A 20,118-nucleotide genomic window follows, 5' to 3' on the forward strand; every position below is an offset into this window, starting at 1 on the left:
ATAAAATGAAGGATGGCAACATACAAGAAGCGAGGCTTTAAACCAAAAAACAAGGCAGAGGAAGTTCAGTTGGATGAGCAGAACAGCACAACAGCAGAGGTATTCAGCACCTTGGACGAAAGTGCATCCAAAACCGAAGCTTGGGTTCAAAGGAACCAGAACTATATTTTGGGAGCAATTGGGGCCATCGCAATTGCAGTATTGGGTTACTTGGGCTATAATGAGTTTATCCAAAAGCCAAAGGAGGCCTCGGCGGCCAATGAGCTTTTTTACCCACAACAATATTTTGATCAAGCGCTTACCAGCGAGACCGCAAAGGATTCCCTGTTTACCTTGGCACTTAACGGAGCTGAGGGTAAGTATGGTTTTCTTGATATTATAGAGGAATATAAAGGGACGAAAGCCGCTAACCTGGCCAAGTACTCAGCAGGAATGACCTATCTGAATTTGCAGCAGTACGATGAGGCCATTGCGCAATTGGATGGCTTTTCCTCCGACGATGAGGTGCTCGGAGCCATGGCAAAAGGTGGAATTGGTGATGCTTTTTCCCAATTGAACCAACAGGAAGATGCATTGGATTTCTACGAAAAAGCTGTTTCGCACAGTACCAATGATTATACTACCCCACGTTTTCTTTACAAGGCAGGGGTTTTGGCAATGAACCTAGGACAAAAAGACAAGGCACTTGGATTTTTTGAACGCATAAAGGATGAATTTTCATCCGCTCAGGAAGCCAATGGAATAGAGGTGTTGATTGGGCTGGCCCAAAACTAGCATCATGGCCACTGAAAATAAAAATCTATCCGTTTACGATAAGGCAGCAATCCCAAATGCGAAGAATCTTCGGTTTGGGATTGTTGTTTCTGAATGGAACGAAACCATTACCGAAGCGCTTTACCAAGGAGCTTTTGAGGCACTTACCGATTGCGGTGCCCTTCCAGACAATATTTTAAGATGGAATGTTCCAGGAAGTTTTGAGCTTACTTTTGGTTGTAAAAAAATGTTGACTTCGCAAAAGGTGGATGCCGTCATCGCCATTGGGAGTGTAATCAGGGGTGAAACCAGTCATTTCGATTTTGTATGTAGCGCTACGGCCCAAGGAATAAAAGACCTTAATATCGCATACGATATACCCGTGATTTTTTGCGTGCTTACTGATGATAATCTACAGCAGTCCATAGATCGTAGTGGCGGTAAGCATGGGAACAAGGGAACCGAAGCTGCCATTGCCGCCATAAAAATGGCCAGCATTTAGACAGTTTCGAACCAAGGACCAAGCTTTGGAGTGTTAACATTTTTTGGCATGGCGTGTTCCACTTGCTTTTCGATTTTAAGTACCTTTGAGTCTACACTGAAAAGGACGAAATGCGAAATTTTCTAAAACTTAGGAAAAACCGAACATATAACTATTCTCCTCGCTATTATAAAGGCGAAGGAAGTCCTTATAAAATGGAACATAAACTCGATAAATACCGAAGTACGGCCCACACCCAAAGAGGACTTAAAAACAAGATCACCTCTGCCATGGATGATCTAAAGACGGAAGGTGACAGAAACCTAAAGCTTCGTTTCCTAATAATTGTGGTGGTCTTAATAGCGCTGTTTCTCTACATTATAGACTTCGATTTATCCATATTCCTGACTTCCTAATGGCCGACATCATTAAACTTTTACCGGACCATGTTGCCAACCAAATCGCAGCAGGGGAGGTGGTTCAGCGGCCCGCGTCCGTAGTGAAGGAATTGTTGGAAAATGCCATTGATGCTGGTGCTACCCTTATTAAATTGATTGTTAAAGATGGGGGGAAGGCCTTGATTCAGGTAGTGGACAACGGCCTGGGAATGAGCGAAACAGATGCCCGTCTCTCTTTTGAACGCCATGCCACCTCAAAGATTTCCAATGCGCAGGATCTTTTCAATCTGCAAACAAAGGGTTTTAGGGGGGAAGCCTTGGCATCCATTGCGGCTATAGCCCATGTAGATATGCTTACAAGGACCGAACAACTTGAAGTGGGTTCACATTTGAAGATCGAGGGGAGTAAAATTATTTCCCAAGAGGTGGTTGCCACCCCGAAAGGTACCTCGATAGCAGTAAAAAACTTGTTTTTTAATATCCCCGCCCGTCGTAATTTCCTGAAATCCAATCTGGTGGAGTTACGACATATTACGGATGAATTCCATAGGGTGGCCTTGGTCCATCCCAACATTGAATTTCACTTTTACAACAACGGTTCCGAAATTTTCAATCTTCCTGTAGCGAACCATAGACAACGGATAAGCCATGTGTTCGGGAGTAGGATGAAGGAGCGTTTGGTTCCTGTTGAGGAAGAGACCGAAGTGGTGAGGATATCCGGATTTATCATTAAGCCGGAATTTGCCAAAAAGAGCAGGGGAGAGCAGTTTTTCTTCGCGAATAATAGATTCATCAAAAGTCCGTATTTACACCATGCCGTAGTGTCCGCATTTGAAGGTCTGATCAAGTCAGACCAATACCCAGGTTATTTTTTGTATTTGGATGTGGATCCGTCATCAATTGACATCAATATCCATCCAACCAAAACAGAGGTCAAGTTTGATGACGAACATACCCTATATGCCATCCTACGTTCCACGGTCAAGCACAGTTTGGGGCAGTTTAATGTAGCTCCAGTCTTGGACTTTGAACATGATCCAAATTTGGACACGCCTTATGCATACAAAGAAAAGGGGGCCGTATTGCCCAAAGTTACCGTTGATGCTGCATTTAATCCCTTTCAGGAATCAAGGAAATCTTCTGGTGGTCAATCTGGCTACCAAAAGCAAAACGTTAAGGGATGGGAGAACCTTTATGAGGGACTAACATCGGAGCAAACTGATAATTTCAGCAGTCTTACGGTTGAAGCAGAAATGGAAGTTCAGGGAACGTTTTATTCTGATGATGAGCTAGAAGCACAGGCGGGTACCACTTTTCAACTTCGACGCAAATTTGTGGTGAGTACCATTAAATCTGGGATGTTGGTGGTACATCAAAATAGGGCACATGAACGCATACTTTTTGAAAAATTCCTTGAGGAAATCACCGTTAGGGAAGGGGTAAGTCAACAACTGCTCTTCCCCTTGGAACTTTCATTTTCGCCTCAGGAGCTATCGCTTTTGAAAGAAGTGCGTGAAAGTTTAAATAATGTAGGATTCGCGTTTGAAAACTTGGATCAAGAGACTGTAAAAGTAACAGGGGTACCTATATTGGTCTCCGAAAGTGGAATTGGCACGGTATTGGATCGCATTATTGCTGATTACCGTGAGGGGTACCAGGAGGCTGCAATGTCCCAGGCAGAAATGTTGGCCAAGACCTTATCGCGTAATTTGGCAGTAAAAACAGGAGAAGTTCTGGATCAGGAATCACAATTGGCATTGGTGAACGATTTGTTCGGATGCAAGGAGCCTGCTTTAAGCCCTTTTCAAAAATTGACATATACCATTATCTCCGAAGGGGATATCGATAAAAAATTTAGCTAATGGGTAGATTGACCGAGGCCGTAAAACATCTCTTGATCATTAATGTGATCCTGTTTTTTGCCACCCAAATCTATGGTGACCAGATGTATCAGTGGTTGTCATTATGGTTTCCAGAAAATATAAACTTTAAATGGTGGCAGGTTGTAACCCACATGTTTATGCACGGTGGTCTAATGCATATTGTTTTTAATATGTATGCATTATGGGCCTTTGGTACACCTTTGGAACAGGTCTGGGGAAGAAACAAGTTTTTGTTCTTCTATTTTTCCGCTGGATTGGGTTCTGCTGTGTTACATTCCGGAGTTAATTTTTATCTGTTTCATGAGGGGCTAAGTGCACTGGTCAATTCCGGCATGTCCGAAAGTCAGGTACTAGATATCTTAAGTCAGGGGAAGTATAGCCCTGATTGGTATAATTTGGCTCCCAGAAGTACCATAGATAATTTTTTAAGTGCCTATAATACCCCAGCCGTTGGGGCTTCTGGGGCGATATATGGAATTTTGGTAGCTTTTGCCTTTATGTATTCAGAGGCAAAGCTCATGTTGATATTTTTACCGGTTCCGATAAAGGCGAAGTATTTTGTTCCCTTGTTATTATTGGGAGACCTAATTTTTGGAATAGGGAATGTCAATACGGGAATTGCCCATTTTGCGCATATCGGGGGAGCGTTGATTGGCTTTGTGATGATGTGGTACTGGAAAAAAAATGAGTTTAACCAAAACAGATGGGATTAGATGGCTAAGGGCGGTGTCCAATATAATTTTGCACGTTTAAGCATAGCGGAAAAACTGATTGCAATCAATGTGCTGATCTTTATTCTGGATGGCTTGGCCAAAGCACTATATGGCAGTTCCGTATCCGATTGGTTTCAGTTGCCAAAGGATTTTGGTGAATTCTTTGGCCAACCTTGGTCCTTGGTAACCTATTCCTTTTTTCATGCTGGCTTTGGTCATATTTTTTGGAACATGATCATGCTGTACTTTGCAGGACGCATTTTTCTAAATCTTTTTGACAACCAGCGATTTCTCAACGTGTACTTTTTAGGAGTCCTTATAGGGGGGCTGGTATTCCTCCTTAGTTATAATATTTTCCCAACATTATTGGATTCCAATACGGCCTTGATAGGAGCTTCCGCTGGGGTTACAGCCATTCTGATTTTTGTTTGTGCCTATATTCCCAACCAAGAGGTGCGGATTATCTTTTTCAACGTAAAACTGTGGCATGTAGGTCTATTTTTTGTGTTGGTGGATTTAATTCAGATACCCTATGGAGGGAATGTCGGAGGGAGATTGGCTCATTTGGGAGGAGCGCTATTGGGGTATATCTATGCTAGGCAACTACTGAATGGCACCGATATCGGTGCGGGATTCACTAAACTTTGGAAAGGTATTGAGCAGCTTTTTAAACCAAGGGAGAAAAAAGGTCCCCTTAAAACAGTTTATAAGAAAAACGAATCTAGGGGCAAAAAGCAAAGTGAATATGATAAAGCAGCCCACCAGAGAAAAATTGACTCCATTTTAGATAAAATAAGTAAGTCTGGCTACGAGAGTCTTTCAAAATCGGAAAAAGACTTTTTGTTCAAAGCGGGTAAAGAAGATTGAGTTTGAGGAAAAAATCCAAAATTTGGAATAAACTAATTTATGCCGTAAACCTATTTACTGCTTTTTTACTATTTCTTACCAGTACCTTATCTTTTTTTGAAACCCAATTTTTAGCGGTTTTAAGCCTATTTGTACCTTTTCTTTTTTTTCTGAATCTGGTCTTTTTGGTTTTTTGGTTGCTGAGAAGAAAAAGACAATTTCTTCTTTCTTTCCTTAGCTTGTTATTTGGATATATATCCTTTGGAAGCTTTTATGGATTCGGGGAGAAATCTAAAGAACCTTTGGATTCGGATTTAAAAGTTATGAGTTACAATGTAATGGGATTTAATAAACATGGATGGTTAAGAATACCCGATGTGGAGGCCAAAATATCTGACCTTATAGTACTAGAGGACCCCGATGTAATTTGTATTCAGGAATATAATGAGACAAGTGATGATTGGTTGGATACATATCCTTATCGAAGGGTAGCTCCATATTCGAGAACAGTCAAAAGGACTATCCAGGCAATATTATCGAAATACCCAATAATAAATAATGGCTCGTTGAATTTACCGCAAACATCAAATAATATTATTTATGCCGACTTGGTTGTGAGCACCGACACCATTAGAGTTTACAACACACATTTAGAATCCTTTAAAATTGTTCCTTCCTCAAGAACTTTTTCAAGTGATCAGTCCGAAAAGAACTATAAGCGATTGGTGAGCACATTTGCGAAGCAACAGGAACAGGTTAAAATTTTAAATGAACATAGGGCCAAAAGCCCATATAAAACGATAGTTTGTGGAGATTTCAACAATACCCAGTTTTCTCATGTGTACAAAACCGTTTCTGGAGGTTTAAACGATTCTTTTTTGGAAAAAGGAAACGGATTTGGTAAAACGTACAGTTTAAAGGGATTTCCTTTACGAATCGATTATATCCTTACCGACCCAGAATTTGAAGTTATTGCCCATAAAAACTACACTGAACGGTTATCGGACCATTACCCGATTATGGCCACACTACGTCTTAAGAAATAGACAATCGGAAATGTCCGCAATTATGTGAATGAGCAATGCTGCCCCAATTAGCCTTGTTTGCTTAAACAAGGTTAAGAGCACATAAACCGAAATGGCCCAATAGCCATGCAAGGGGTGAAAACCAATACTGCAGCGATTGGCATCAAAAATGGGTTCAGCCCATAAATGATCAATATCGATAACAATTCCAGCTAAAAGAACTAAGGTCACTTTTATCTTCTGTTCCTTAAAAAAAAGAAAGCCAATCGCGACGGGCACCAGAAAATGAATACCATAGTGAACTAAGAACCTAAGCATCTAGAAAATCTAAGGCCATATTTCTTAGATATAACAATGAGTTTGGCCCTTCATTGAACAACAAATCAAGGATGCTGAGATTGGGAATAAACCCATGACGATCCTCAAAAACTTGGGGATAAACTTCGCTATTGAGATTTAAACTACTTTTAGCGATCACTAAAAATCTCCCATCCGCTATTCCTTTTGGTTTAGCTTCAAACTTTTGTGTTTGCTCCGTTGAAACGGAGATGCCCAGGCAATCTGCAATGGTAGTAATGCTATTTAGATTGAAATCGAGCAAGTTGTTCGAGGGCTGCTGAAAGAGTGGCCTTATTTCATCTTCGTAAAACTCAAAAAAAGGAGAGGTGCGATATGCCGTTTCTAAGGAACGCCAATGCAGTCGTTGCCAATTGGTTGAAGTATCCGGTTGTACATCGCGATATTTTTGTCTTCCCTCATCTCCTCCAACATGCTTAATGGGAATGTTCAGCATATGCCTTCCCTGATCCGTGCAGATATAACATCGATTGCGGTAGGTCTGCTTCTGAAAATTATCATACGCCTCCCAGATAACCTCTCTTTGAGCTAACACGGAAAAAGTCGCAATGCTTGGAAAATAGCAGGGATGAAGCAGAATTTTCGACATAGTTTTTTAGAACGGCCCCCAGTGGAAATGGTAGGGTTAAAGACTAAACGATTTAATCTGTTTTCTTCTTTCTTCTTTTTCTAACGAAATCAAATACAAACCAACCGCCCAAGACCATGAGGAAATACTTTAAATAGGAAACCGGTTCTCCACTTCCCCCAACGGTGGTAAAGATACGGTCCCATCTAGGCTTCCAATTAAATAGTCCCTCCTTGAAATTATCGAAGCTCAACCAAAGGAAAACAGGCTTGCCCACAATATGGTTGGCAGGAACATAGCCCCATGCCCTGCTGTCCTCCGAATGATCACGATTGTCCCCCATCATCCAGTAATAATCCTGTTTAAAGGTATACGAACTGGCCTCTTCGCCATTAATAAATACCTTTTGACCCGAAACCTTCACATCATTGTACTCATAATCCCTAATGATTTTTTTGTACAGGGGTATGGTCCGGGCATTGATCTCAACGGTCGCTCCCTTTTCTGGGAGATAGATGGGGCCAAAATTGTCATTGTTCCAAGGGTATAGGTTGGGTTTCTGCGGGAAAGCTCCTGCATAAACACCTTTTGGCTCCATGGTCTTAATCACAGAATCCACCTTACCACTTGAACGTAAACTTTCAACCATTTCATCCGTCATATTTGCGTTACGCTTACGGTCAGTAATCTCTTTGAGGGATAAGCGAAGTGAACGTATCATTGCAGGATCTATACCCTTACTTGATGCAATGATGACGTTGGACGAATAAATGCGATATCCGTTTTGCTGCAGGATGCTTTGCTGATTCCCACTAATGGGGTTGTTGGATACATAGGTGCGGTCGAATTCATCAATACCAAGATCTAGAAGTAGTCTTGAGGAAACCCCTTTCTGAGAATAGATAAAATATTCGTACATAGGCTTGGCACGATCGGACAAAATCAATTTTTCTCCATTGATATACACATCTCCTTGTACTACCGAAAGTGAATCTCCTGGAGTTCCCACACATCGTTTTACATAATTGGATTTTTTATCGATGGGTTTTTTTACAGCTCGTTCAGCCCTAAAAAACTGATAAAGGGTATCCGATGGAAGGCTGAACACCACAATGTCGTTTTTCTTGACCGTGTTGAATCCGGGTAGGCGCAGATAAGGCAATTGTAACTTATTTTTCCAAGAAGTCCTGTAGGTGGCAGGGTCAACATCGGCTATGTAGGATCTTGTTTTAAGCAGTGGTAAGGTATCATGAACCATGGGAGCGGCCAAGGTTGTCATGGGTACTCTGGCCCCATAATGAAATTTACTCACAAAAAGGAAGTCACCAATACGAAGCGTGCGCTCCAGAGATCCGGTTGGAATTACATAGGGTTGAATAAAATAAGTATGGACAAAGGTGGCGGCAACAATGGCAAAAATAATGGAGCTCACCCATTCTCCCAGCCCTGTTCTTGGCTTAAGGTCCCTGTCTTTAATGTATTCTACATCCTCGGCATAGTTGATATAGTAGATGTAGAACCCAAGGGTCAAAAGTACCGCCCAAGTATCCAATAGTTTGTTTTTTCCAAAACTCCTGATGGTTTCTACCCAGACCACTGGGAACATTAACAGATTAATTATTGGAATAAACAAAAGTAGTACCCACCACCATGGCCTATTGATGATTTTCATCAACACAATTCCGTTATAAACCGGTATGGCAGCTTCCCAAGCCTTTCTGCCCGCTTTCACATAAAGTTTCCAGGTCCCAAGGAAGTGAATGACCTGAATAATCAGGATAAAAATGATCCACTGTGTTCCGTCCATAGAAAAGTTTATTTGTAAGACTTCAAGTCTTGATTGTTGTTACTAATTTTAATTGAGATTTAACACATCCTTCATAGAGAAAACACCAGTTTTCCCTTTGATCCATTCCGCTGCAATAACAGCCCCCAGCGCAAAACCCTCACGGTTATGAGCGGTATGCTTGATTTCAATCGTATCGACCAAACTCTCATAGTTGATAGTATGGGTACCTGGAACCATACCCTCTCTTTTGGAGGTTATTGGAATGGTTTTATCGCCTTGTTCTTCCAATTTCCATTCTTTGTATTCCGTATTAGCAATAATTCCCTCTGCCAAAGTGATGGCAGTGCCACTTGGCGCATCCAACTTTTGGGTGTGATGGATTTCTTCCATACTGGCTTTGTACTGATCCAAGCCTTTCATCATTTTGGCCAGCTGGGCATTGAGCTCGAAAAACACATTTACCCCTAAACTAAAGTTGGATGCATAAATAAATGCGCTTTGTTTTTGTTTACAGATATCTAAGGCGTTTTCGTAATTATCCAACCAACCGGTGGTTCCGGAAATGACCGGAACATTGTTTTCAAAACATTGCGTAATGTTTCCAAAGGCCGCATCCGGAGTACTGAAATCAATGGCCACATCCATGGTTTTAAACGAAATTTCTTCTGTTTCCACATCAACCTTTGCCACTATGGCGTGTCCACGTTGTTGAGCTATTTGCTCAATCATTTTGCCCATCTTGCCATATCCAAAAAGTCCAATATTCATAGGCTAAAATTTAACGACCAGCGCCATTCCATAGTTGGGAGTGTTGGTCAGTGGATTCAAATCCAAATAAGGTTTAAAGTCAATGGCCAGGTTTTCATCTACATTGTATTGTTTCAGGTGGGCGTCCACATTGGCATCAATAACATTGAGTGCATAAAGCATTATGGTTATCAAAAGCGCCAAATCCCGATCCCGTTGCGTACTCTCTTGGGCATCTTGCAAGGCCTCTAAAGAAATGTCAGGGCCACTTCCATCCCCATTAATATCGTAAAATTCATCATCCGTGAAACCCGCTCGCCTGCGTTTGAAGGCATCCCGGGCACTGTTGTATTCGGTATTGTTGAAGGAGTATACGTAAATCCCCGTACCAATGGCTCCCCACACTAAGGGTGCCTTCCAATATCGTTTGTTATAAATCTGCCCCAATCCAGGAATAATGGCTGAATAGAACGCAGCCTTACTTGGCGCCAGAGGATTTATTCTTTTCTTTTCATAGGTAACCTCTTCAATGGTAATGCCCTTTCCCTCTAAGTCTTGGGCAAGCGAATCGATTTCAGGTGGAGGCGGTTGTACCCCGTCTTCCTGAGCGAAAGAAAAGTGCAGAAAAAAAAACAAAAAGCAGGAAAGAAAAAATGCCTTATTCACCAATCAACAATTTTTTTAGACGCTGGAATTCCTCCTTGGAATGAAAAGGAATTACAATTTTTCCCTTTCCATTTGAAGAGGTAGTGATATCCACCTTGGTAGAAAGGTGTGATTTTAAAGCATCCATGCCTTTGGCTACGAAATTTGGGACTTCGTTGGAGGATGACTGTTTTTTACCCGACCCATCTTTGTTCTTGGACTCCTTATAGGCTTTTACCAACCGCTCCGTTTCCCGAACTGAGAGCTGGTCGGAAACAATTTTTTCGTAGATATTGATTTGGTCCTTTTTTTTCTCGATGTTGATCAGTGCCCGTCCGTGCCCCATGCTTACAAAACCATCCCGCATTCCTGTTTGAATGATAGGATGCAGTTTTAGTAAACGAAGGTAGTTCGTAATGGTGGAACGCTTTTTACCTACACGGTCGCTCAGCTTTTCCTGGGTAACCTGAACTTCATCGATCAATCTCTGATATGACAAAGCAATTTCGATAGGATCGAGGTCTTGTCGTTGGATATTTTCGACCAAGGCCATTTCCAAGGATTCCTGATCATTGGCAATACGGATATAAGCCGGAATCGTTTTTAGCCCTACCAATTTAGATGCCCTGAAACGTCGTTCCCCAGACACGAGTTGGAATTTGTTGAAATCCAACTTTCTTACCGTTATGGGTTGAATAATGCCCAATTCTCTAATGGAACTGGCCAATTCTTTGAGTGTTTCGTCATTAAAATTGGAGCGGGGCTGAAATGGATTTACCTCAATGGAATTGATTTCCAGTTCAACTACATTCCCAATGACCTTATCCGCGTTTTTATCGGAAACGGATTGAATATCATTTTCCGGATCTTTCAATAAGGCGGACAGGCCTCTTCCCAAAGCCTGTTTTTTGGTTGCTTTCGCCATTTAAACTTTCTCCTTGTTTTTTTTCAATATTTCATTGGCCAAGTTAAGATAATTGGTGGCCCCTTTGCTACTGGCATCATATTTTATAATGCTTTCGCCATAACTGGGCGCTTCACTTAGCCTCACATTTCTTTGGATGATAGTATCAAAAACCATATCCGCAAAATGCTTTTTTACTTCCTCAACCACTTGGTTGGAAAGTCGTAGACGGGAATCGTACATGGTTAGTAGCATGCCTTCGATATCCAAGTCGTTGTTGTGTATTTTTTGTACGCTTTTTACTGTATTCAACAGTTTTCCAAGACCTTCAAGTGCAAAATATTCGCATTGAATGGGAATCATAACCGAATCTGCCGCGGTGAGCGCGTTCAAGGTCAATAATCCAAGTGAAGGGGCACAGTCAATTAAAATAAAATCATAGCGGTCTCCCAGACCTTGCAATGCTTCCTTGAGCATGTATTCCCTGTTATCCTTGTCCACGAGCTCAATTTCTATGGCCACAAGGTCTATATGTGCCGGAATTAGATCCACATTCGGGGAATCGGTGGTGATAATGACCTCATCCACTCCCATAGTATGTTCCAGCAATTGATACGTGCCTTTCTCAACTCCATCCACATCAATACCCAATCCAGAAGTTGCATTGGCCTGGGGGTCGGCATCAATTAACAGCACCTTTTTTTCCAACACTCCAAGGGAGGCCGCAAGGTTAACTGTGGTGGTTGTTTTTCCAACACCACCCTTCTGATTTGCAATAGCAATAATCTTGCCCATTTCATAGTAAGTTAGGGGCTAAAAATACGATTATTTAAGACGCTAAAAAATGTATTTTGTTAACAGAAGGTGAATAACCTTGGCATTGGACGTTAAAGAAAGTTAAAGTTATAATTGTTAGATGGTTAAGTGCTCTCAGTCCATCAAAATCTTTAGGATATCAATGGCTGCATCACTGATCTTGGTACCAGGTCCAAATACGGCAACTGCCCCATGTTCAAAAAGGTGGTCGTAATCCTGCTTGGGGATGACTCCACCCACAATGACCATTATGTCCTCGCGTCCATGTCCCTTGAGTTCTTTCACTACTTCGGGAACAAGGGTTTTATGTCCGCCTGCCAGTGAAGATATACCCAGCACGTGTACGTCGTTTTCCACAGCCTGTTTGGCAACTTCTTTAGGGGTTTGAAACAAGGGTCCTATATCCACATCAAAACCAAGATCGGCATAACCTGTTGCAACTACTTTTGCTCCGCGATCATGTCCATCTTGTCCCATCTTTGCAATCATGATGCGTGGACGTCTTCCTTCTTCGGCAGCAAACTCATCGGCCATTTTTCTGGCCTTTTCGAAACTTTTATCGTTTTTAATCTCTTTAGAATACACGCCTGTAAAAGATTGGATTTTCGCTTTGTAGCGACCAAATGCCGTTTCCATAGCATTGCTTATTTCCCCAAGGGTCGCCCTGACTTTCGCGGCCTCTATGGCTAAAGCTAACAAATTTTCACGCTCCTTAGTGTTTTTCATCGCCTGTCCTGCGGCCAATTCAATATTTTTCAATGCCATGGAGACTTTTTCGGCGTCCCTGGTTTTTTTAATTTGTTGCAATTGGGACACTTGTTGTTTCCTTACCTTATCGTTGTCAACCTCAAGAATTTGTAGTTCATCTTCATCCTCCAAGATGTACTTGTTAACACCGACAATGGTGTCTTGCCCACTGTCTATCCGCGCTTGTTTTTTTGCAGCGGCTTCTTCAATACGCATCTTTGGGATTCCAGCTTCGATTGCCTTGGTCATCCCTCCCAGTTTCTCTACTTCTTGGATAAGTCGCCATGCATCATTGGCGATTTCCTGCGTCAAGTTCTCCACCAGATGACTTCCGGCCCATGGGTCCACAGTCTTAGTGATATGGGTCTCCTGCTGCAAATAAATCTGCGTGTTTCTGGCTATTCGAGCCGAAAAATCTGTTGGCAGGGCTATAGCTTCATCCAAAGCATTGGTATGTAGACTTTGGGTACCGCCAAAAGCAGCGGCCATAGCTTCTATGGTCGTTCTTGCCACATTGTTGAATGGATCTTGTTCGGTCAGGCTCCATCCACTGGTTTGGCTATGGGTACGAAGCATCAGCGACTTTTGGTTCTGCGGTTGGAATTCCTCAACCAATTTGGCCCACAGCATCCGTCCTGCCCTCATCTTTGCAATTTCCGTGAAATGATTCATGCCAATCCCCCAGAAAAAGGATAGTCGAGGTGCAAAATCGTCAATCTTCAAACCGGCCTTTATTCCTGTTCTTATATATTCAATACCATCGGCAAGAGTATAGGCCAGTTCCATGGCTGCGGGAGCTCCAGCTTCGTGCATATGGTAACCTGAGATACTTATGCTATTGAACTTGGGCATATGTTGACTGGTAAACTCGAAAATATCCGCCACCAATTGCATAGAAGGTGCTGGCGGGTAGATATAGGTATTCCGAACCATAAACTCCTTTAGAATATCATTTTGGATGGTTCCGGACAGTTTTTCCATAGTAACTCCTTGCTCCAAAGCCGCTACAATGTAAAAGGCCATGATTGGGATAACTGCACCATTCATGGTCATTGATACAGACATTTTATCCAAAGGAATCCCATCAAAAAGCACTTTCATGTCCTCCACGGAATCTATGGCCACACCGGCTTTCCCAACGTCCCCAACCACCCGCTCGTTGTCACTATCATAACCTCGGTGGGTGGGAAGGTCAAAGGCCACCGAAAGACCTTTTTGCCCAGCTTCCAGATTCCTTCTATAAAATGCATTGCTCTCCTCTGCGGTAGAAAAACCTGCATACTGACGGATGGTCCAAGGTCTGCGGACATACATGGTGGAATAGGGTCCACGTAAAAAGGGAGAAATCCCAGCGGCAAAATCCGAATTAGGACTTGCCTTTTGAGAAGTTTGCCCTGCCAAGGTGATATGGCTAAAATCCTTTCTACTCATCTTCCAATCTTTTTTGTTCCATTTCCTCTGCCAAACGCCTTTCGATAATAGGGACCAATAAAGTTTTTCTGGGCTGGGATTTTACGAAGGGGTATAATTCCAGCTCAGTTTTCATAAGATCCTTTGGATTTTGGTAGGTATTGGTACCAAGGAGTTTTAATTGTCCCATGTTGAACTGTTCTTGCTCTTTATCAGCGCTTTCCTTTATTTTTCTTTGGATAGCTCCTTTTTTAAGTTCGGACAGGAACCCTCCGGAACTTTCAATTTGTTGGAACAGTTTCCATGCTTTTTCGGCCAATTGTTTGGTCAAGGTTTCAATGTAATAGGAACCTTCAGAAGCCTTGCCGGCATCTTTGAAATAGCTTTCTTCCTTTAAGAGCAACAATTGGTTTCTTGCAATTCGTTCCCCAAATTCATTGTCCTTATGGTAAAGGGCATCGTAAGGAAGATTGCAAACAGTGTCCGCTCCCCCTAAAACTGCTGACATGCATTCGGATGTGGTCCTAAGCATATTCACATTGTAATCATACAAAGTCTTGTTGCGTTTGGAGGGTAATGCCAATATATGACTCCTGTAGTTATAGGAATACGCGGTATTTAGGGTTTTCCATAACCATCTTAAAGCTCTGATCTTTGCTATTTCGAAAAAGTAATTTCCGCCGATGGCAACGGTAAAGTTGACTGCTATAGGTATGCCTTGTCCGTTTTCATGACGTTTTTGGAAATGATTCAGATATTCATTCGTATGGGCAATGGCATATGCCAATTGTTGTACTGCATTGGCACCGGCATTTTGATACAGGGAAAGGTCAACACCCAACCATGTTTCTGTTTGGTACTTTACAGCCTGTTGTCCAATAGTTTCAAGAATTTCATGGTCCCTTTGAAGATTATGGTGCCAATTCCCTGATCTTGCGAGGTTTCCTATAGGGTCTGTATGCAAATGGAAGTTGGTCTTTTTTCCTCCAACTGAGGTATATAGGTTTTCTATGGCTCTAGAATCCAAAAACCCAAATCGAAAATGCAAGGGTATTCGTGAAACACCGATTTGAGCCAATAAAGCACCAAAATCAACTTCGGTGTCCGGAACATCAAAAATGATACTTTCGACTCCCCGTTGCAACGCATCCAATGCCTTGGTGTTCGCTTTCTTGGCATCACCTGTATATATGGTTTGCCCAACTTTCCAAGAATTTGAGGATTTGAGTTGAGGAGCGGTATTTTCAGCGAGGTCTTCGGAATGGTAAAAAGGCTTCACCTTGATACCCTCATTGGATTCCCATACTAGGGTGTCATTATAATCGGCTCCCTTAAGGTCGAACTGGATTTTCTGTTTCCACTGTTTGGCGGTCACAGATGGGAATTCGCTAAACAAACCTGAATCACTCATTTTTTTTGGTTTTTAGGCTGTCCTCGTATTCGATTAGGAAAATCTCCTCGTTCTCTTTCTTCATATAATACTTTTCCCTCGCAAACTTTTCCAGCTCTTCCTTGTCCGAAAGTTTTTCCAGAACCTTTTTGTCCTTGTCTATTTCACCCTGAAGAAACTCCTTTTGTTTTTCCAACTTCTTGATTTCTTGATTCAACTCCCGATGAATGAGCAAGGAATTGGCATCGAAAAAAAACATCCATATCACAAAAGCTGTCAGTACAAGGACATAAATATTCCTTGCGAAGCGAAACCATTTTTTATTTTTTAACCCACTTAGGCCCATTTTACCCCAATCTTTCATTAATTATGGTCCTTACCATATCCACCGCTACCGTGTTGTAGTGGTTATTCGGGATAATGATATCAGCAAACTCTTTTGACGGCTCAATAAACTGTTGATGCATAGGTTTCACAGCTGTCTGGTAACGGGAGAGAACCTTTTCCAAGTCGTGACCGCGTTCCCGAATGTCCCGCTGTAATCTTCTAATAAGACGTTCATCAGAATCAGCATGCACATATATTTTTATGTCGAACATCTCCCTCAGTTTTGGGTTGCTCAGTACCAGTATTCCTTCAACGATCATCACCTTCCTAGGAGGCGTTAGTATGGTTTCATCCAGTCGGGTCTCCTCAACAAAGGAGTAAATAGGTTTTTCAATCGACTTTCCTTGCTTAAGCAATTGAAGATGCTTGATCAACAAGTCAAAATCGATGGAATTGGGATGGTCAAAATTGACTTGTCCACGTTCCTCTTTGGTCAAATGTGCAAGATCGTTGTAGTATGAATCCTGGGAAATAACACCCACTTCATTATCTGGTAGTTCTTCCACAATTTGGTTCACTACCGTGGTTTTTCCGCAACCGGTTCCCCCGGCTATTCCCAAAATCAGCATACCTAATAGTTTACCCCCAAAAGTAAGCATTTGATAAGATTTTCATAGGATCAATACCAGTGCATAGTTAGCCCATATTTAGAGATAGGGGAATGATTATTGTCATAAATCCTGAAAGTTAATGGGCTTAGATTTGCTAGGGATTAGCTCATAATCTTATATTTATATACACAACCTATGACGACTTTTTATATGGAAAATTCCTTTACGGTCAATGTTAATGGAAACTTAGATTTTTCACTAGCGAAGGACCAAGTGGATGGTTTGGATGTATTCCAGACCGGGATCGGCACCTTTCATCTTCTAAAGGAAGGTGTGTCCTATCGTATCGAGATTTTGGAGGTCGACTTCCAAAATCGGACATATACAATCAGAATCAATGGGAATGAATACGATACCATTGTAGGAACACCTCTGGATCAGCTCATCAAAGACATGGGATTTGCAGTCAACGGTTCAAAAAATATTGATTCCATATCGGCTCCCATGCCAGGCCTAATTTTGGAAATCTCCGCTAAAATAGGGGAAGAGGTGGTCGAAGACCAACAACTTCTCATCCTGGAAGCCATGAAAATGGAGAACATTATCACTTCACCTAGAAAGGGAACTATTAAAAATGTAGCAGTGAAGCAGGGTGATGTGGTGGACAAGGCACAATTACTCATTGAATTTGAATAAACACTTAAGATGAAAAAAATATTGGTTGCCAATCGCGGGGAGATAGCCATAAGGGTAATGCGGACCGCAAAAAAAATGGGTATACGGACAGTGGCCGTGTTCTCTGAAATTGATAGGAACGCCCCCCACGTGCGATTTGCGGACGAAGCGGTTTGTATTGGAGCAGCTCCTTCCAACCAGTCCTACCTTCTGGGGGATAAGATTATAGAGGTGGCAAAAAACCTGCATGTCGACGGAATCCATCCCGGTTATGGTTTCTTAAGCGAGAATGCGGACTTTGCTGAGGCCGTGGAAAAGAACGGAATCACTTTTATTGGACCTAAATCCAAGGCTATTCGAATCATGGGAAGCAAGCTAGCTGCAAAAGAGGCGGTGAAGAAATATGACATCCCCATGGTACCGGGAATAGATGAGGCCATTACCGATGTTACCAAAGCCAAGACCATTGCCAAAGAGATAGGATACCCCGTTTTGATCAAAGCTTCAGCCGGTGGTGGGGGAAAAGGGATGAGAATCGTTGAAAAAGAGAAAGATCTGGCCTCTGGAATGGAACGGGCCATAAGCGAGGCTACCTCTGCATTTGGAGATGGGGCCGTTTTTGTGGAAAAATACGTTACTTCCCCAAGGCATATTGAAATTCAGGTGATGGCGGATACTCATGGAAATGTACTGCATTTTTTTGAGCGCGAGTGCAGTGTCCAACGACGGCATCAAAAGGTGGTCGAGGAGGCACCTTCTTCCATTTTGACTCCGGAACTGCGAAACGAAATGGGGATTGCAGCAACCAAAGTGGCCAAAGCTTGCGATTATGTGGGAGCCGGAACGGTGGAATTTCTAATGGATGCCGACCTGAACTTTTACTTCTTGGAAATGAATACTCGATTGCAGGTGGAGCATCCGGTAACGGAATTGATTTCCGGGGTTGACCTGGTAGAGCTGCAAATTAAAGTGGCCAGGGGAGAAACCCTCCCTATGAAACAGGAGGAACTTAAAATTCATGGGCATGCCGTGGAACTTCGGGTGTATGCAGAAGATCCTTTGAATGATTTTTTGCCCAGTGTTGGTACCCTGGAAACCTATATACTTCCGAAAGGAGAAGGCATAAGGGTTGATAATGGTTTTGATGAAGGGATGGATATCCCCATTTATTACGATCCCATGCTTTCCAAACTTATTGCCTATGGTAAAACTAGGGAGGAAGCTATTGAATTGATGTTGGAGGCGATTCAAAACTATAAAGTAAAAGGAGTACAGACCACCTTGCCTTTCGGAACCTTCGTATTTGGGCACGAAGCATTTCGGTCCGGGAATTTCGACACGCATTTTGTTAAGAATTACTATGCTCCGGAAGCTATCCAAGAAAAAAGTAGAAAGGAAGCTGAAGTAGCAGCCTTGATGGCTTTGTATCAATACCTGAATGACCAAAAAATAGTACAACTACCTGCAAACTGATAGCGATGGATTCCAAGATAAAAAAGTTAAACGAAAAACTAGCCGAGGCCTATTTGGGCGGAGGTGAAAAAAGGATTGAAAAGCAACATCAAAAGAAAAAGCTTACGGCGCGGGAGCGCATCGACTATTTGCTCGATGATGGTTCCTTTGAGGAAATGGGCATTTTGGTGACACACAGGACCACGGACTTTGGAATGGATAAGGAAATCTACTACGGAGATGGGGTGGTAACTGGTTATGGCACTATCAATGGCCGCTTGGTATACGTCTATGCCCAGGATTTTACGGTTTTTGGCGGCGCACTGTCCGAAACACACGCCGAAAAAATCTGCAAAGTGATGGATTTAGCCATGAAAGTGGGCGCCCCTATTATCGGGTTGAACGACTCTGGTGGCGCACGAATTCAGGAAGGGGTAAAGTCATTGGGTGGTTATGCCGATATCTTCTATCGAAATGTCCAAGCTTCCGGGGTGGTTCCGCAGATTTCGGCTGTTATGGGCCCCTGTGCAGGAGGGGCGGTTTACTCCCCGGCCATGACGGATTTCATCGTAATGGTAGAAGAAACCAGCTATATGTTCGTTACCGGACCCAATGTGGTGAAGACAGTAACCAATGAGGAGGTCACCTCTGAGGAATTGGGAGGTGCCAGCACCCATGCTGTAAAGTCAGGGGTGGCCCATAAGACCTCGTCAAATGACGCGGCCTGTTTGGATGATATTAGAAAACTCTTGGATTATCTTCCCCAGAACAATAAAGAATTACCTAAGAAATGGAAATTTGAACTCGGAGAGGAACTTCGGGAGGAACTATCCAATATAGTGCCCGACAATCCCAATAAGCCTTACGATATGCATGATGTGATCCATGGCATCATTGACACGGATTCCTTTTATGAAATCCATAAGGATTATGCCGAGAATATTATTGTTGGTTTTGCAAGACTAGGTGGAAGAAGCGTTGGAATCATTGCCAACCAACCCATGTTTTTAGCTGGTGTATTGGGGGTGAAAAGCTCTCGGAAGGCGGCACGATTTACACGCTTTTGCGATGCCTTTAATATCCCACTCCTGGTTTTGGTGGATGTACCCGGTTTTTTACCCGGTACCGATCAGGAATGGTCGGGGATTATAATGCATGGGGCCAAATTGTTGTATGCTTTGAGTGAGGCAACTGTCCCTAGAGTAACGGTAATCACAAGGAAAGCTTATGGTGGCGCCTATGATGTGATGAATTCCAAACATATTGGAGCTGACTTCAATTTCGCCTGGCCAAGTGCAGAAATTGCGGTGATGGGGGCCAAGGGCGCAAGTGAGATTATCTTCAGAAGGGAAATTGCCGCGGCCGACGACCCGGAAGCCAAATTGAAGGAAAAAGAGGAGGAGTATGCAGATAAGTTTGCCAATCCCTACAGGGCTGCACGAAGAGGATTCATAGATGAGGTAATCCTGCCCAAAAATACACGGCGTAAACTTTTGAAGGCATTTGCAATGCTTGAGAAAAAAGAAGTTTCGACCCCAAAAAAGAAACACGGGAATATCCCATTATAATGGGTTGGTCTCA

Annotated in this window: 21 protein-coding genes; 10 read left to right on the forward strand and 11 right to left on the reverse strand. The window is 42.6% G+C overall.

Translation table 11 applies throughout. From position 1 onward, the window contains the following. Positions 1-12: 12 nt before the first annotated feature. The 7 genes from BUC10_RS01155 (at position 13) to BUC10_RS01185 (ending at position 6,120) form a co-directional block, all read left to right on the forward strand. Complete coding sequence (locus BUC10_RS01155; RefSeq protein WP_073176086.1) at positions 13-774, forward strand: tetratricopeptide repeat protein; 762 nt, start codon at positions 13-15, stop codon at positions 772-774. A 4-nt stretch (positions 775-778) separates the two neighbouring features. After that, entirely contained in the window at positions 779-1,255 is a 477-nt protein-coding gene (gene ribH, locus BUC10_RS01160; RefSeq protein WP_073176087.1) for a 6,7-dimethyl-8-ribityllumazine synthase, read from the forward strand. Between the two features lie 194 nt (positions 1,256-1,449). Further along, on the forward strand, positions 1,450-1,650 hold the full coding sequence (locus tag BUC10_RS01165; protein ID WP_313784275.1) for a riboflavin synthase subunit beta: 201 nt from the start codon (positions 1,450-1,452) through the stop codon (positions 1,648-1,650). Then, positions 1,650-3,494: a DNA mismatch repair endonuclease MutL gene (gene mutL / locus BUC10_RS01170; protein WP_073176089.1), complete on the forward strand. Its 1,845-nt coding sequence runs from the start codon at positions 1,650-1,652 to the stop codon at positions 3,492-3,494. The genes BUC10_RS01165 and mutL overlap by 1 nt, the downstream gene beginning before the upstream one ends. After that, a complete protein-coding gene (locus tag BUC10_RS01175; RefSeq protein ID WP_073176090.1) occupies positions 3,494-4,228 on the forward strand; it encodes a rhomboid family intramembrane serine protease in 735 nt (244 codons plus the stop codon). Before mutL ends, BUC10_RS01175 begins: the two co-directional genes overlap by 1 nt. Next, positions 4,229-5,095 carry a rhomboid family intramembrane serine protease gene (locus tag BUC10_RS01180; RefSeq protein WP_073176091.1) on the forward strand — a complete coding sequence of 289 codons (867 nt, stop codon included), beginning with the start codon at positions 4,229-4,231 and terminating at the stop codon, positions 5,093-5,095. 302 nt (positions 5,096-5,397) lie between these two features. Then, positions 5,398-6,120: an endonuclease/exonuclease/phosphatase family protein gene (locus BUC10_RS01185; RefSeq protein ID WP_131819027.1), complete on the forward strand. Its 723-nt coding sequence runs from the start codon at positions 5,398-5,400 to the stop codon at positions 6,118-6,120. On the opposite strand, the gene BUC10_RS01190 is transcribed toward BUC10_RS01185, so the two are convergent. The 11 genes from BUC10_RS01190 to udk all read right to left on the reverse strand — a co-directional run bounded on the left by BUC10_RS01190 (position 6,103) and on the right by udk (position 16,428). Beyond that, positions 6,103-6,417 carry a DUF6122 family protein gene (locus tag BUC10_RS01190; protein WP_073176092.1) on the reverse strand — a complete coding sequence of 105 codons (315 nt, stop codon included), beginning with the start codon at positions 6,415-6,417 and terminating at the stop codon, positions 6,103-6,105. The genes BUC10_RS01185 and BUC10_RS01190 overlap by 18 nt on opposite strands. Further along, on the reverse strand, positions 6,410-7,045 hold the full coding sequence (locus BUC10_RS01195) for a WbqC family protein (protein WP_073176093.1): 636 nt from the start codon (positions 7,043-7,045) through the stop codon (positions 6,410-6,412). Before BUC10_RS01195 ends, BUC10_RS01190 begins: the two co-directional genes overlap by 8 nt. Positions 7,046-7,097: 52 nt before the next feature. Further along, on the reverse strand, positions 7,098-8,831 hold the full coding sequence (gene lepB / locus BUC10_RS01200) for a signal peptidase I (protein ID WP_073176094.1): 1,734 nt from the start codon (positions 8,829-8,831) through the stop codon (positions 7,098-7,100). A 48-nt stretch (positions 8,832-8,879) separates the two neighbouring features. Continuing rightward, entirely contained in the window at positions 8,880-9,581 is a 702-nt protein-coding gene (gene dapB, locus BUC10_RS01205) for a 4-hydroxy-tetrahydrodipicolinate reductase (RefSeq protein ID WP_073176095.1), read from the reverse strand. Between the two features lie 3 nt (positions 9,582-9,584). Further along, entirely contained in the window at positions 9,585-10,226 is a 642-nt protein-coding gene (locus tag BUC10_RS01210) for a DUF5683 domain-containing protein (protein ID WP_073177038.1), read from the reverse strand. Then, positions 10,219-11,130: a ParB/RepB/Spo0J family partition protein gene (locus tag BUC10_RS01215; protein WP_073176096.1), complete on the reverse strand. Its 912-nt coding sequence runs from the start codon at positions 11,128-11,130 to the stop codon at positions 10,219-10,221. The genes BUC10_RS01210 and BUC10_RS01215 overlap by 8 nt, the downstream gene beginning before the upstream one ends. Continuing rightward, on the reverse strand, positions 11,131-11,904 hold the full coding sequence (locus BUC10_RS01220) for a ParA family protein (RefSeq protein ID WP_073176097.1): 774 nt from the start codon (positions 11,902-11,904) through the stop codon (positions 11,131-11,133). 135 nt (positions 11,905-12,039) lie between these two features. Continuing rightward, the gene (gene scpA, locus BUC10_RS01225) at positions 12,040-14,103 is read right to left on the reverse strand and encodes a methylmalonyl-CoA mutase (RefSeq protein ID WP_073176098.1); all 2,064 of its coding nucleotides are present in this window, start codon (positions 14,101-14,103) and stop codon (positions 12,040-12,042) included. Beyond that, positions 14,096-15,493, reverse strand: coding sequence for a methylmalonyl-CoA mutase subunit beta (locus BUC10_RS01230; RefSeq protein WP_073176099.1), 1,398 nt, complete (start codon positions 15,491-15,493; stop codon positions 14,096-14,098). Before BUC10_RS01230 ends, scpA begins: the two co-directional genes overlap by 8 nt. Then, complete coding sequence (locus tag BUC10_RS01235) at positions 15,486-15,818, reverse strand: FtsB family cell division protein (RefSeq protein WP_073176100.1); 333 nt, start codon at positions 15,816-15,818, stop codon at positions 15,486-15,488. The genes BUC10_RS01230 and BUC10_RS01235 overlap by 8 nt, the downstream gene beginning before the upstream one ends. A 1-nt stretch (position 15,819) precedes the next feature. Next, entirely contained in the window at positions 15,820-16,428 is a 609-nt protein-coding gene (gene udk / locus BUC10_RS01240) for a uridine kinase (RefSeq protein ID WP_073176101.1), read from the reverse strand. A gap of 177 nt (positions 16,429-16,605) precedes the next feature. On the opposite strand from udk, the gene BUC10_RS01245 reads away from it, so the two are divergent. The 3 genes from BUC10_RS01245 to BUC10_RS01255 are packed head-to-tail and all read left to right on the forward strand — an operon-like array spanning position 16,606 to position 20,105. Then, a complete protein-coding gene (locus tag BUC10_RS01245) occupies positions 16,606-17,106 on the forward strand; it encodes an acyl-CoA carboxylase biotin carboxyl carrier protein subunit (RefSeq protein WP_084732495.1) in 501 nt (166 codons plus the stop codon). 9 nt (positions 17,107-17,115) lie between these two features. Continuing rightward, on the forward strand, positions 17,116-18,558 hold the full coding sequence (locus BUC10_RS01250; protein ID WP_073176103.1) for an acetyl-CoA carboxylase biotin carboxylase subunit: 1,443 nt from the start codon (positions 17,116-17,118) through the stop codon (positions 18,556-18,558). A gap of 5 nt (positions 18,559-18,563) precedes the next feature. After that, complete coding sequence (locus BUC10_RS01255) at positions 18,564-20,105, forward strand: acyl-CoA carboxylase subunit beta (RefSeq protein ID WP_073176104.1); 1,542 nt, start codon at positions 18,564-18,566, stop codon at positions 20,103-20,105. The last annotated feature ends 13 nt before the right edge of the window (positions 20,106-20,118 follow it).

The organism is Flagellimonas flava (genome assembly GCF_900129665.1).
Taxonomy (GTDB): Bacteria; Bacteroidota; Bacteroidia; order Flavobacteriales; family Flavobacteriaceae; genus Flagellimonas; species Flagellimonas flava.

What these genes read in the sequence shown, in the direction of transcription:
- BUC10_RS01155 (WP_073176086.1), top strand. Translation starts at nt 13, where the DNA reads ATGGCAACATACAAGAAGCGAGGCTTTAAACCAAAAAACAAGGCAGAG.
- ribH (WP_073176087.1), top strand. Translation starts at nt 779, where the DNA reads ATGGCCACTGAAAATAAAAATCTATCCGTTTACGATAAGGCAGCAATC.
- BUC10_RS01165 (WP_313784275.1), top strand. Translation starts at nt 1,450, where the DNA reads ATGGAACATAAACTCGATAAATACCGAAGTACGGCCCACACCCAAAGA.
- mutL (WP_073176089.1), top strand. Translation starts at nt 1,650, where the DNA reads ATGGCCGACATCATTAAACTTTTACCGGACCATGTTGCCAACCAAATC.
- BUC10_RS01175 (WP_073176090.1), top strand. Translation starts at nt 3,494, where the DNA reads ATGGGTAGATTGACCGAGGCCGTAAAACATCTCTTGATCATTAATGTG.
- BUC10_RS01180 (WP_073176091.1), top strand. Translation starts at nt 4,229, where the DNA reads ATGGCTAAGGGCGGTGTCCAATATAATTTTGCACGTTTAAGCATAGCG.
- BUC10_RS01185 (WP_131819027.1), top strand. Translation starts at nt 5,398, where the DNA reads ATGAGTTACAATGTAATGGGATTTAATAAACATGGATGGTTAAGAATA.
- BUC10_RS01190 (WP_073176092.1), bottom strand. Translation starts at nt 6,417, where the DNA reads ATGCTTAGGTTCTTAGTTCACTATGGTATTCATTTTCTGGTGCCCGTC.
- BUC10_RS01195 (WP_073176093.1), bottom strand. Translation starts at nt 7,045, where the DNA reads ATGTCGAAAATTCTGCTTCATCCCTGCTATTTTCCAAGCATTGCGACT.
- lepB (WP_073176094.1), bottom strand. Translation starts at nt 8,831, where the DNA reads ATGGACGGAACACAGTGGATCATTTTTATCCTGATTATTCAGGTCATT.
- dapB (WP_073176095.1), bottom strand. Translation starts at nt 9,581, where the DNA reads ATGAATATTGGACTTTTTGGATATGGCAAGATGGGCAAAATGATTGAG.
- BUC10_RS01215 (WP_073176096.1), bottom strand. Translation starts at nt 11,130, where the DNA reads ATGGCGAAAGCAACCAAAAAACAGGCTTTGGGAAGAGGCCTGTCCGCC.
- BUC10_RS01220 (WP_073176097.1), bottom strand. Translation starts at nt 11,904, where the DNA reads ATGGGCAAGATTATTGCTATTGCAAATCAGAAGGGTGGTGTTGGAAAA.
- scpA (WP_073176098.1), bottom strand. Translation starts at nt 14,103, where the DNA reads ATGAGTAGAAAGGATTTTAGCCATATCACCTTGGCAGGGCAAACTTCT.
- BUC10_RS01230 (WP_073176099.1), bottom strand. Translation starts at nt 15,493, where the DNA reads ATGAGTGATTCAGGTTTGTTTAGCGAATTCCCATCTGTGACCGCCAAA.
- BUC10_RS01235 (WP_073176100.1), bottom strand. Translation starts at nt 15,818, where the DNA reads ATGGGCCTAAGTGGGTTAAAAAATAAAAAATGGTTTCGCTTCGCAAGG.
- udk (WP_073176101.1), bottom strand. Translation starts at nt 16,428, where the DNA reads ATGCTGATTTTGGGAATAGCCGGGGGAACCGGTTGCGGAAAAACCACG.
- BUC10_RS01245 (WP_084732495.1), top strand. Translation starts at nt 16,606, where the DNA reads ATGACGACTTTTTATATGGAAAATTCCTTTACGGTCAATGTTAATGGA.
- BUC10_RS01250 (WP_073176103.1), top strand. Translation starts at nt 17,116, where the DNA reads ATGAAAAAAATATTGGTTGCCAATCGCGGGGAGATAGCCATAAGGGTA.
- BUC10_RS01255 (WP_073176104.1), top strand. Translation starts at nt 18,564, where the DNA reads ATGGATTCCAAGATAAAAAAGTTAAACGAAAAACTAGCCGAGGCCTAT.